Source organism: Kitasatospora sp. NPDC053308, assembly GCF_055585785.1.
In genome coordinates this window covers 34712-46342 of the sequence record NZ_JBVJJY010000034.1, presented here as the reverse complement: position 1 = coordinate 46342, position 11631 = coordinate 34712, and the positions used below count along the sequence as shown (strand labels likewise).

Annotated in this window: 10 protein-coding genes and 1 rRNA gene; 8 read left to right on the top strand and 3 right to left on the bottom strand. The window is 73.6% G+C overall.

Annotation, left to right across the window (positions count from 1 at the left end; translation table 11 throughout):
• Positions 1-83, top strand: a 5S ribosomal RNA gene (rrf, locus tag ACZ6Y7_RS36625); the annotation flags it as partial.
• 78 nt (positions 84-161) lie between these two features.
• Here rrf and ACZ6Y7_RS36620 read toward each other — a convergent pair.
• From ACZ6Y7_RS36620 to ACZ6Y7_RS36610, 3 genes are all read right to left on the bottom strand, one after another.
• Positions 162-1463 (bottom strand): TolB family protein, encoded by a 1302-nt coding sequence (locus tag ACZ6Y7_RS36620; protein ID WP_465762293.1) that lies wholly within the window; start codon positions 1461-1463, stop codon positions 162-164.
• Between the two features lie 163 nt (positions 1464-1626).
• Positions 1627-2397, bottom strand: coding sequence for a lysophospholipid acyltransferase family protein (locus ACZ6Y7_RS36615; RefSeq protein WP_465762292.1), 771 nt, complete (start codon positions 2395-2397; stop codon positions 1627-1629).
• 251 nt (positions 2398-2648) lie between these two features.
• Entirely contained in the window at positions 2649-3074 is a 426-nt protein-coding gene (locus ACZ6Y7_RS36610) for a DUF4395 domain-containing protein (RefSeq protein WP_465762291.1), read from the bottom strand.
• A 219-nt stretch (positions 3075-3293) separates the two neighbouring features.
• Between ACZ6Y7_RS36610 and ACZ6Y7_RS36605 the strand changes: the two genes are divergently transcribed.
• From ACZ6Y7_RS36605 to ACZ6Y7_RS36575, 7 genes are all read left to right on the top strand, one after another.
• Entirely contained in the window at positions 3294-3707 is a 414-nt protein-coding gene (locus ACZ6Y7_RS36605; RefSeq protein ID WP_465762290.1) for a TlpA family protein disulfide reductase, read from the top strand.
• Positions 3708-3993: 286 nt separating this feature from the next.
• A complete protein-coding gene (locus ACZ6Y7_RS36600) occupies positions 3994-4779 on the top strand; it encodes an electron transfer flavoprotein subunit beta/FixA family protein (RefSeq protein ID WP_465759664.1) in 786 nt (261 codons plus the stop codon).
• 45 nt (positions 4780-4824) lie between these two features.
• The gene (locus tag ACZ6Y7_RS36595; RefSeq protein WP_465762289.1) at positions 4825-5787 is read left to right on the top strand and encodes an electron transfer flavoprotein subunit alpha/FixB family protein; all 963 of its coding nucleotides are present in this window, start codon (positions 4825-4827) and stop codon (positions 5785-5787) included.
• Between the two features lie 365 nt (positions 5788-6152).
• The gene (locus ACZ6Y7_RS36590; RefSeq protein ID WP_465762288.1) at positions 6153-7574 is read left to right on the top strand and encodes an acyl-CoA synthetase; all 1422 of its coding nucleotides are present in this window, start codon (positions 6153-6155) and stop codon (positions 7572-7574) included.
• A gap of 358 nt (positions 7575-7932) precedes the next feature.
• Entirely contained in the window at positions 7933-8808 is an 876-nt protein-coding gene (locus ACZ6Y7_RS36585; protein WP_465762287.1) for a C40 family peptidase, read from the top strand.
• Positions 8809-9537: 729 nt separating this feature from the next.
• Complete coding sequence (locus ACZ6Y7_RS36580) at positions 9538-10605, top strand: NUDIX domain-containing protein (RefSeq protein WP_465762286.1); 1068 nt, start codon at positions 9538-9540, stop codon at positions 10603-10605.
• Positions 10606-10755: 150 nt separating this feature from the next.
• Positions 10756-11616 (top strand): DUF4184 family protein, encoded by an 861-nt coding sequence (locus ACZ6Y7_RS36575; protein ID WP_465762285.1) that lies wholly within the window; start codon positions 10756-10758, stop codon positions 11614-11616.
• Positions 11617-11631: the final 15 nt, after the last annotated feature.

Sequence of the window (11631 nt, the reverse complement as noted above, 5' to 3'; positions counted from 1 at the left end):
ACATTCCGAACCCGGAAGCTAAGCCTCACAGCGCCGATGGTACTGCAGGGGGGACCCTGTGGGAGAGTAGGACGCCGCCGAACAATCATTCAGAAAAGACCCCCTCCCGATCCGGGAGGGGGTCTTTTCGCGTTGACGTTTCCGTCGTCCTTTTCGTTCTGCTACTCGTCGTCGGCCTGGGGCTTCTCCGTCGGGGGCTGTCCCTGGGCCTGGGCGGGTGCCTGGGCGTCGGGCTGGGGGGTCTGGGTCGGGGCGGCCGGCGGTTCGGCCGTGCCCCAGGCCGGACGGTTGAGCCACTTGTCGGTGCTGTTGGTGAGGCGGGCGACGCCGGTGCCGTCCGCCCGCATGCTGTAGAGGTCGGCGCCGCCACCCGCCGGGGCCTGGGTGAAGACGATGGTCTGCCCGTCGGGCGCGTAGGCGGCGGAGCCGTAGAAGGCGTCCGAGGGCGCGGGGGTGAGGGCGCCGATGGCGGTGCCGTCGGGGTGGATGGTGTAGATGCCGCCGCCGGGGGCGTTGTCGGGGCCGGCCGGGTAGGTGGTGAAGAGGATCCGGGTTCCGTCGGGGGACCAGTCGGCGCGGTCGCCGGCCCGCAGCTCCCAGGGGGTGAGTTGGCGCAAGCCGGTGCCGTCCGCGCTGACGACGTAGATGGCGCGGCTGTTGGCGGGCTGTCCGGTGGCGCTGGTGCGGTACTCGAAGGTGAGCTGTTTGCCGTCGGGGGACCAGCTGGGGTTGCTGACCGAGCCGGAGTACGGCTTGTCGTTGGTGAGGAAGGTGAGCCGCTGGACGTCGGTGCCGTCGGGGCTCATGAGGTAGAGGTCGGAGTACTGGGTCTGGTTGTTGCCGGCCGGGTCGAGGGCTCCCCAGGAGCGGCTGAAGGCGAGTTGCTTGCCGTCCGGGGAGTAGGCGGGGGCGCGTTCGTCCTCGTTGGCGCAGTCGGCGCCTCCCCCGGAGGAGTCGCAGAGCTGGCTGATCTGGTGGGCGTCGTCGCCGGAGGCGGCGACCGTCCAGAGCCGGGCCGCACCGGTCTGCGGGTCGGTGCGGTCGAAGACGACCGCGGTGCCGTCGGGGGACCAGTCGGGGCGGTCGTCGCGGACGTGGTCCGCCGGCTGGGTGATCTGTCGTTGGCCGCTGCCGTCGGGGGCGAGGGTGACGATGGCGCTGGTGGTGTGCGAGGCGTCGGTGTAGGCCCGACTGACGATCAGTCCGTTGTGCGCGGCGACCGCGGCGGGGGTGCCGGCCGCCGCGCCCACCACGCCGGGGGTCGCGGCGGGCGTCGGGTCTTGGGTGGCGGAGGGGGACTCCGGCCGGATCTCCGAGAGCGGGATCTCTCCGGGCTCGGCCCCGCAGCCGGTGAGCAGGGCGCCCAGAAGCAGAAGGCCCGCACCGGCGCTGGCGCGGGTGCGGGCCCTGCTCGTGGGGGTGTGCCCCGTGGGTGTGTGCGGTGTGCCGGTGATCCGTGCCATCTCCGCTTCCGACCTTTCCGACCGCTCGACGTCTTGCCCCCGTCGCCGATTCAGGACGAAGGCCCTGTGAGGAGCTGTCACTGTGCCAGACGGGGGGCGTCGGCGGCCGGGCGACACGCGACGGAACGCGCTCGCTAGGTCGCACGGAGTATCCGTAGGGGCGTCAGCCCTTGGCGGCGCGGCGCTCGGCCTTGGCGTGGGCCTCCGCCTCGTCCTCGGCCTCGGCGACCTCCAGGGTGGGCGCGGTGCCGCCGAGCTGCGCGGGCAGCCACCAGGTGTCGTCCGGACCGGAGGGCTTGCCGGGGTACTCGCGCTGGGCCTGGTCGAGCATCTCGCTCATGGCGGCGCGGAGTCTTCTGGTGACCATGACGGGCTTGTCGTCCGGCCCGAGGTGGATCGGCTCGCCGATCATGATGGTGACCGGGACGTGGCGCTTGGTCAGGGTCTTCGGGCGGCCCTTGGTCCAGAGCTGCTGGGTGCCCCAGAGGACGACGGGCAGCAGCGGGGTGCCGGAGTCGGCGGCCATCCGGGCGGCGCCGGTCTTGAACTTCTTGAGCATGAAGGAGCGGCTGATCGTCGCCTCGGGGAACACCCCGACCACCTCGCCGGCCCTGAGGGCGCGCACGGCGGCCTCGTACGCGGGCTGGCCGTCGGTGCGGTCCACGGGGATGTGCTTCATGCCGCGCATCAGCGGGCCGGAGATCCGGTGCTTGAAGACGTCGTCCTTGGCCATGAAGCGGGTCTTGCGCTTGCCGCCGCGGTAGGCGCCGAGGCCGGCGAAGAGGAAGTCCAGGTAGCTGATGTGGTTGCTGACCAGGACCGCTCCTCCCGTGGCGGGGATGTGTTCGGCGCCCACGATCTGGATCCGCACGTCGAGCGCGCGGAAGGCGGTGAGCGCGGCGCGGATCACCGGCGGGTACACGAACTCTGCCACGGTCAGTCCTGACTTCCACGGGCCGGAGCCCGGTTCGGCGGGGCCCACGACGCGCGGGCGGTGCCGACCGGGGCACGGCACTCCGCGGCGGTCACGGGTGATACCTGGAGATGATCCCCCGAATGAGTGCCTGCTGTCACCTGAGGCGTGGGGACAAGCCGATTTTCCCGGTGTGATCTCCGTGATGAACCGGTCGGGAACTTTCTCCGTTCCCCGGCTCGGGCCCGGCCGCCCCGGGTGTGCGGCCCGGGTCAGGTGCCGGCGGTGAGGCGGCCCTGGGCCCGCCGGACGACCGGGTAGAGCTCGCAGCCGACGCAGTAGCCGAAGGCGGCGTTGAGGAAGGCGGCGGCGAGGCCGGCCGAGGTGGCCAGCAGGCCGAGCCAGGTGACCCCGGTGAGGAAGCCGAGCACGCCGACCGCGGCGAAGACCATGAGGATGCCCTGGCCGAAGCGCAGCGGCCGCTCGTCCTCGGTCTCCGAGGGCGGGGCCAGGCGGGGCAGGACGAGGGTCCGGAAGAGCCAGTCGTACGGGCAGAGCCGTAAACCGGCGAACGCGCCGAGGGCGAAGACGGCCGTCTGGCCGGCCAGGAGGACGCTGCTGTCGGTCAGGAGGACGAGGATCAGGACGGCCGTGGTGAGCGCGGCGGCGAAACGGGGACCACGGGGGTCGGTCTGCACGGGGGCTCCGGGAGGGTCGCGGCGGGCGGCAGCGGCGGGCGGTGGCGACGTGGGGTCAGCGGCGGCGGGTGTCGGTGGCCCGGCCCGGGGCGGTGACGCGGCGGGCGGTCGGCAGCGGCGGTCTGGAACGCTCGGAGTCCACCGGCCGATCGTACGCGGCGTGCCCCCGGTGGTCGACCGTCTTTCGGGGCCCGCCGGGGCGGGCGCACACTGGTGGGGATGACCGGGCTGGTGGTGTGCGTTGTCGTGCTGGCGGTGGCGACCATGTTCGGGCTGCTGCGGACCGGGCGCGACGGAAGGATGAGGGTGGGCACCCAGGACGGGACGGTACGGCTGTCGGCGGCGGAGCTGGGCGGGCCGCTCGGTGAGCGGGCGACGCTGGTGCAGTTCTCGACGGTCTTCTGCCAGCCCTGTCGGGCCACCCGGCGGGTGCTCGCCGAGGTGGCCGGGATGGTCGAGGGGGTCGCGCACGTCGAGGTGGACGCCGAGGAGCGGCTGGAGCTGGTCCGCCGGCTGGAGGTCCGGCGGACGCCGACCGTCCTGGTGCTGGACGCGGAGGGCCGGGTGGTGCGTCGGGCGGCGGGGCAGCCGCGCAAGGCGGACGTGATCGCGGCGCTCGGGCGGGCGGTGTAGGCGGCCAAGGGCTGGCGGGCGGGGCGTCGGGGCGGGATCCCGGGGGGATCGGTTCGCCCCGTCGGGTGGAGTCGGCCCACGGCTGGGGCAGGATGGGCGCAGGCAGCGAGCGCGGGCGCCGGGCGTAAGCTACTGGCCAGTAGTGACCACCGTGCTACTGGCGAGTATGCTGCCAGGAAGTTCCGGACCGGCACGGGAATTCGCTGCCCGGAGCGGGTGCGTTTCCGTGTTCGCCCCGCTTGCACAGCCGCAGCCGCCGGACGAGACCAGTACAGGAGACAAGGCCGTGAGCTTGAGGATCGTTGTCTGTGTGAAGTACGTGCCGGATGCGACGGGTGACCGTCGTTTCGCGGACGACCACACCACCGACCGGGATGGCGTGGACGGCCTCCTGTCGGAGCTGGACGAGTACGGCGTGGAGCAGGCGCTGCGGATCGCGGAGGCGAACGAGGGCGCCGAGGTGACGGTGCTGACGGTCGGGCCGGACGACGCGAAGGACGCGCTGCGCAAGGCGCTGTCGATGGGTGCGGACAAGGCCGTGCACGTGAACGACGACGACATCCACGGTTCGGATGTGATCGGGACGTCGGCGGTGCTGGCGAAGGCGCTGGAGAAGACCGGGTTCGACCTGGTGATCGGCGGCATGGCGTCGACGGACGGGACGATGGGTGTGCTGCCGGCGCTGCTGGCGGAGCGTCTGGGTGTGCCGCAGGTGACGCTGCTGTCCGAGGTGTCGGTCGAGGGCGGGGTGGTCCGGGGTCGTCGTGACGGTGACGCGGCGACCGAGCTGGTCGAGGCGCCGCTGCCGGCCGTGGTGTCGGTGACCGACCAGTCGGGCGAGGCCCGTTACCCCTCGTTCAAGGGGATCATGGCGGCGAAGAAGAAGCCGGTGGAGTCGCTGGACCTGGACGACCTGGGCATCGAGGCGGACGAGGTCGGTCTGGCGGGTTCGTGGACGGCGGTGGAGTCGGTGGCCGCGCGTCCGGCGCGTACCGCGGGCACGGTCGTCAAGGACGAGGGCGAGGGCGGCAAGGCGCTCGCCGGCTTCCTCGCCGACCAGAAGTTCATCTAATCCCCCCCGTTCGCGCATCCAACGATCGATCAGGAGCAACGAATCATGGCTGAGATCCTGGTTCTGGTGGACCACGCCGACGGTGTGGTCCGCAAGCCGGCCGTGGAACTGCTGACCCTGGCCCGCCGTATCGGCGAGCCGTCCGCCGTCGTGCTGGGCGCCGGTGCCGCGGCCGCCGAGATCGCCGCGAAGGCCGGCGAGTTCGGCGCGGCGAAGGTGTACGTCGCGGACGGCGCGGAGTTCGCCGACCGGCTGGTCGTCCCGAAGGTGGACGCGCTGGCGCAGATCGCCAAGGCCAACGACGTGGCGGCGGTGCTGGTCACCTCGTCGGGCGAGGGCAAGGAGGTGGCCGCGCGCGTGGCGCTGCGGATCGGTTCCGGTCTGATCACCGACGCGGTGGACCTGGAGGCCGGTGACGGTGGTCCGGTCGCCACGCAGTCGGTGTTCGCGGCCTCGTTCCAGGTGAAGTCGAAGGTCACCAAGGGTGCGCCGGTGATCACCGTCAAGCCGAACGCGGTGGCTCCGGAGGCCGCGCCGGCCGCGGGTGCGGTGGAGAACGTGTCGGTGGAGTTCAGCGCGAACGCCGCCACGGTGACTTCGCGCACGCCGCGGGTGTCGACGGGGCGTCCGGAGCTGACCGAGGCCGCGATCGTGGTCTCCGGTGGCCGTGGTGTCGGTGCGGCCGAGGGCTTCGGTGTGGTGGAGGAGCTGGCGGACGCGCTGGGTGCGGCCGTCGGTGCCTCGCGGGCCGCGGTGGACGCGGGCTGGTACCCGCACAGCAGCCAGGTCGGCCAGACCGGCAAGCAGGTCTCCCCGCAGCTGTACATCGCGGCGGGCATCTCCGGTGCGATCCAGCACCGGGCGGGCATGCAGACCTCGAAGACCATCGTGGCCGTCAACAAGGACCCCGAGGCCCCGATCTTCGAGCTGGTGGACTACGGCGTGGTCGGCGACCTCTTCGAGGTCCTGCCGCAGCTGACCGCCGAGGTGAAGGCCCGCAAGGCCTGATCCCGCGGGGACGCGAGGAGGGCGTGGCACCGGGTACTCGGTGCCACGCCCTCCGTCGTCGTGCCCGGGGCCCCCAGGGCGGTGCCCCGGGCCGTAGAGTCGGCGCGGACGCGTGACGTGCGGGCATGAGGTGGACTCGTGGCAGGACATGAGCTCGCCTCATGGCGGGGCATGAGTGCGGCTCATACCCGGGGGCATGAGGTTCGTTCATGGCGAGGGCCATGAGCCCGACTCATGACCCGAGCGGGTGACGTGCACGGTATGAGGTGAGCTCATGACCCGTGCGAGTGGCGCGGGGACGTGGCGCTTTGGACGTGGCGCGATGGACGTGGCGCGATGCGAGGGACGAGGGCGAGGACGATGGCATGGCACTGCTGACGGCACTTCAGGGCGGTTTCGGCGACGCGGCGGACGCGCTGCGGATCGACGGCCGGTCGCTCTCCCGGGAGGAACTGCTGGGAGCGGCGACCGCCGTCGCGGACCGGGTGGCCGGTGCCCCCGCGCTGGCGGTGCTGGCCAGGCCCACCGTCGAGACGGTGGTCGCCGTGGTCGGCGGCCTGCTGGCGGGCGTCCCGGTGGTGCCGTTGCCGCCCGACTCCGGGCCCAAGGAGCGCGAGCACATCCTGCGCGACTCCGGCGCGGCGCTGCTCGCGCACGCCGTCGGCGAGGCGCTGCCCGAGGGCGGGTCGGTGGACGGGCTGCCGGTCGATCCCCTGCAGCGCTCGGCCGCCACCCACGCCGAGCCCGCCGCGGACACGACCGGCTTCGTGCTCTACACCTCGGGCACCACCGGCGCGCCGAAGGGCGCCGTGATCCGGCGTGCGGCGATCGCCGCCGACCTGGACGCCCTGGCCGCGGCCTGGGAGTGGACCGCCGAGGACACCCTCGCCCACGGACTGCCGCTGTTCCACGTGCACGGGCTGCTGCTCGGCGTGCTCGGCGCCCTGCGGACCGGCAGCCGGCTGGTGCACACCGGCCGGCCCACCCCGCAGGCGTACGCGGAGGCCGGCGGCAGTCTGTACTTCGGCGTCCCCACGGTGTGGTCCCGGCTGGCGGCGGACCCGGGGGCTGCGAGCCGGCTGTCCCGGGCCCGGCTGCTGGTCTCCGGCAGCGCGCCGCTGCCCGTACCGGTGTTCGAGAAGCTGGCCGTGCTCACCGGGCACGCCCCGATCGAGCGGTACGGGATGACCGAGTCGCTGATCACCGTCAGCACCAGGGCGGACGGCGAGCGGCGGCCGGGCAGTGTCGGTCTGCCGCTGGAGGGGGTGCGCACCCGGCTGGTCGGCGAGGACGGCGCGCCGGTGCCGTACGACGGGGAGACGGTCGGTGAGCTGCAGGTCTCCGGTCCGACGCTGTTCAGCGGGTACCTCAACCGGCCGGACGCGGACGCGGAGGCGTGGACGGCGGACGGCTGGTTCCGGACCGGCGACGTCGCGGTGATCGGGGCGGACGGCTTCCACCGGATCGTCGGCCGGGCCTCGGTGGACCTGATCAAGAGCGGCGGCTACCGGATCGGCGCGGGCGAGGTGGAGGCCGCGCTCCGTGATCATCCGTCGGTCACCGACGCGGCGGTGGTCGGGGTGCCGGACGAGGACCTCGGCCAGGCGATCGTCGCGTACGTGATCCCGGACGGTGCCGTGACGGGGGAACAGCTGACGGCCTTTGTGGCGGAGCGGCTCTCGGTGCACAAGCGGCCGCGCCGGGTCGTGCTGGTACCCGAACTGCCAAGGAACGCCCTGGGAAAGGTACTCAAGAAGCAGCTGCTGGCGGAGGCCGGCGGCCGGTGATGAGGCGGTGTCGGACGTTCCTGCGGTGACGGGTGTTCACCCTGATGCGCCGTCGGTGCCCGCCCGTCCGGCGACCCCCCATTGGCGCACTCCACTGCGCGCTGTGAGCGGACGCGTGCCTAACGTGACACGCAGGCAGAACTGAATCCCCTGGGCGACACACCGCGGCTTCCGGCCGCACGGCCGGAAGCCGCGGTGTGTCGGACGGGGAGCCTGCCGAACCGTACGGACCCGGTGATCGCCGGGGCGTACGGCGGGTTCGAAGCAGTTCCGCGGCCGCCGTCCGGCGGCAGTTCGCCGCGATCCGTAGCGATCCGCGGCGATCCGCAAACTCGCAGCAGTGAAGGAAGTCAGCAGGATGACCACCGTCAACACCGGCGCGCCGGATGCCGCCGACGAACCGACCGCGCAGCAGTCCGCTGCCACCGCCCGTCCCTCCCGTCCGTCCCGGGCCGCCCGGATCCGCCGGGGGATAGGCATGGTGGCCGTGATCGCGACCGGAGCGGGCGTGTTCGGCCTCGGCACCGGCGTGAGCCCCGCGGCCGCCGAGACCGCGCCGGCGCACGCCGGGTGGGACGGCTCCCGGTACTGGTTCAAGAACAGCCAGGGGCAGTGGCGCTGGACCTCGCACTACGACGTCTACCTGGCACGCACCGGGGGCGGGACGAAGTCCACGGCCGGCTCGTCGGGCGGCACCAGGTCGAGCGGGGGGATCAAGCAGGGCTGGGACGGCTCGCGCTACTGGTTCCGCAACAGCAAGGGCGAGTGGCGCTGGACCACGCACTACGACATCTATCTGGCGCGGACCGGCGGCGGCTCCTCGGGTTCCGGTTCGGGCTCGGTCGCGTCCGGTGGGTCGGTCGCCTCGGACCCGGACGTCGAGACCGCCGTGCAGTACGCGCTCGCCCAACTGGGCAAGCCGTTCAAGACGGCCGGCAACGGGCCGGACGGCTACGACTGCTCGGGCCTGGTGCAGCAGGCGTTCAAGCGCGGCGGCATCAGCCTGCCGCGCGTCGCCAACGACCAGTACGCCGCGACCACGCCGATCAAGGCGAGCCAGCTGCGCCGCGGTGACCTGCTGTTCTGGTCGCCGGACGGAACCGCGCGGGGCATCCAGCACGTGGCGATCTACCTGGGCAACAACCAGTACGTCGAGGCCGCGCGACCGGGGACCAACATCCGGATCTCGGGGATCAGCAGCGGCTACTACCCGGCGTACATGGGCCGGCCGTAGCGCGTCCGCGGAGTCCGTCGGTCCGCACGTCGGGGGTGCCGCCCGGTTCGGCGCCCCCGACGTGTGCCGTGCGGCGTGCGGTGGTGCGGGGTGCGGGGTGCGGGGTGCGGGGTGCGGGGTGAGGGGTGCGGCGGGTTCGGGGTGCGGCGGTCCGGGTGCGGTGGTCCTCGCGTTCGGTCCCGGCGTTCGGTCCCGGCGCTCGACGGTGCGGGTTTCGGGGTCCGGGTTCGGGCACATCGACGGGGGCAGGCGGAGGCCGGGCAGGTCGGACGTGGCCTCGTCCGGGGTGAGCCGCGCGTTGGCGCCGGGGACGACGCCGATGTCGTTCTCGCCGGACGGGGCGACCATGATGACCGGCTGACCGGCTGACCGGTGGGCGCAGGGAGCGGGTGTCCTGCGAGCCGTCGTACCGCGAGGAGCGTTGCGAGGGGGCGCGAGCGGCGTGCGGGTGGGGCGTGCGCGGGAGGTCGGCCCACCGGACCCGCTGTGCGTGAGCGGTGGTGAGGGGGTGCAATTTTGATGTAGACCGGTCTGCATATTTTGGCGAGCACGCGCCTGGCCTGGGCACATGCCGCTGTCACGGGGCAGGCCGGGACGCACGGGCAGGCATGCCGAGGAGGCATGGGGAGCGGCGTGACGCGGGTACCACCACGGGTGGCGCTGGTTCGGCCGACGGGGGCGCTGCCCGGTGCGAACGGCATCGGGGGAAGTCGAGGGGCAGGGGACGTTGTGATCGTCTGGGTCAATGGCACATTCGGGGCGGGCAAGACCAGTGCCTGCCGCGAGCTGGTGGAACTGCTGCCCGGGAGCATGCTCTTCGATCCCGAGCTGGTGGGTTTCGGTCTGCGCCGGATGCTTCCGGCCGACCGGCTGGCGACGGTGTCCGACTTCCAGGACCTGGCGGCCTGGCGCCGACTCGTTCCCGAGACGGCGGCGGCACTGCTCGACGAGGTCGAGGGCCCGCTGGTGGTTCCGATGACGCTGCTCAGAGAGGACTACCGGGACGAGATCTTCGGTGACCTGGCCTCGCACGGGATCGCGGTGCACCACTTCGTGCTGGACCCAGAAGAAACGATCCTGCGAGAGCGCATCGCCCATCGCGAGGAGTGCCCGGGCGACCCGGAGGGCAGCGAGCGGGTCCGCGCCTGGTGCCTGGAACACCTGCCGCGCTACCGCGCGGCCCGCCGCTGGCTGGTCGGGGACGCCCGGATGATCGACACCGGCGACCTCACGCCCCGGGAGACCGCCCTGCGGATCGCCGAGCTGGTCCGGGTCGGGGCCGCGCGCTGCCCGATCGTCCAGAGCCCGGACCCGACCGGGGACACCGTCGCCTCCGCGGTCCTCCTCTTCGACGAGCAGGACCGCGTCCTGCTCGTCGACCCCGTCTACAAGCCCGACTGGGACTTCCCCGGAGGCGTGGTGGAGCGCGGCGAGGCCCCCACCGACGCGGCCCTGCGGGAGACCGCCGAGGAGCTCGGCCTGCGGCTGGACCCGTCCGGCCTGCGCCTGCTCGCCGTCGACTGGGAACCGCGCACCGGCCCGCGCCGGGGCGGCCTGCGGCTGATGTACGACGGCGGTCTGCTCGACGCGGCGGGTCGGCAGAACCTGCTGCTGCAGCCGGAGGAACTCCGCAGCTGGCGGTTCGTCACGCTGGACGAGGCCTCCGAACTGCTGCCGCCGGGCCGGTACCGGCGGCTCGCGGCCACCCTGGACGCCCGGCGGAGCGGCGAGCTGCGCTACCTGGAGGCGGGGTGCCGGGTGGCCGTCGGGCTGGCGAGCACGGCGGACGCGGCGTAGCGGTCCGGGGCCGGCGAGTCCGGGGGCGCGGCGGGGCGGTGGGCGCAGCGGCTACGGCGGGTCGGCCGGGTCGGCGGGGGCGGTGGGGTCGGTGGGCGCGGTGGTTCGGCCGGTTCGCCGGGGCGGTGGGGTGGGCGGGAGGATGGGGCCATGCCGTTCACGCTGAGCCACCCCGCCGCCGTCCTGCCGCTGCTGCGCCGTGCCGGGGAGCGCGGGCCGTTGGTGGCGTCGGCGCTGGTCGCCGGCTCGATGGCGCCGGACGTGCCGTTCTTCGCCGAGTCGCTGCTGCCCGGCGTGTACGGCCGGGGCAGCCTGACGCACGCCTGGTGGGCGGTGCCGACGCTGGACGTGGCGATCGCCGGTGCGCTGGTGGCCGGCTGGCACGGGTTGCTGCGGGGACCGCTGGTCGCGCTGCTGCCCGAGCGGTGGGCCGGCGGTGCGGAGGCGCTGACGGTCCGTCGGGGCGCTGGTCGGACGGTCGGGGGTGGTGCGGCCGACGGGCGCGCGGACGCGGTGTGGTTCGCGGTGTCGGCGGCGATCGGCGCGGCCACCCACGTCGGCTGGGACGCGTTCACGCACGGGGGCCGGCTGGGCGTTCGGCTGCTGCCCGTACTGGACCGGTCGGTGGCCGGGGTCCCGCTGTACGAGGTGCTGCAGTACGGCAGTTCGGCGCTCGCGCTGGTGGCGCTGGGGGGCTGGGCGGCCCGCGCGGTGCGGGCGGTCGAGCCGGTGCGGCCGGCCGTCGGGCTCCCGCCCCGGGCGCGGGGTGCGGCCCTCGCGGTGCTGGGCGCGGCGACGGCGGCCGGGGTGCTGCACCGGCTCGCTCCGCTGAAGCGGAACCTGGTGCCGGAGGTCTGCTTCGGCGCGGGCGCCGGGCTCACGGTCGGCGCCGTCGGCTACGCGGTCGTCGTCGCGGCCGCCCCGCCGTGGGGGGGGGGGGGGGCGGGGGAAGGGGGGGGGGGGGGGGGGACCCCGCCCCCGATCTGGTCAGAGGGAAGAAGAATTGAGTAGGGGAGGGGGGAAAAA

Excerpts from the sequence above, each read along its gene's own strand:
- ACZ6Y7_RS36620 (WP_465762293.1), bottom strand. The coding sequence starts at position 1,463 with ATGGCACGGATCACCGGCACACCGCACACACCCACGGGGCACACCCCC.
- ACZ6Y7_RS36605 (WP_465762290.1), top strand. The coding sequence starts at position 3,294 with ATGACCGGGCTGGTGGTGTGCGTTGTCGTGCTGGCGGTGGCGACCATG.
- ACZ6Y7_RS36595 (WP_465762289.1), top strand. The coding sequence starts at position 4,825 with ATGGCTGAGATCCTGGTTCTGGTGGACCACGCCGACGGTGTGGTCCGC.
- ACZ6Y7_RS36590 (WP_465762288.1), top strand. The coding sequence starts at position 6,153 with ATGGCACTGCTGACGGCACTTCAGGGCGGTTTCGGCGACGCGGCGGAC.
- ACZ6Y7_RS36585 (WP_465762287.1), top strand. The coding sequence starts at position 7,933 with ATGACCACCGTCAACACCGGCGCGCCGGATGCCGCCGACGAACCGACC.
- ACZ6Y7_RS36575 (WP_465762285.1), top strand. The coding sequence starts at position 10,756 with ATGCCGTTCACGCTGAGCCACCCCGCCGCCGTCCTGCCGCTGCTGCGC.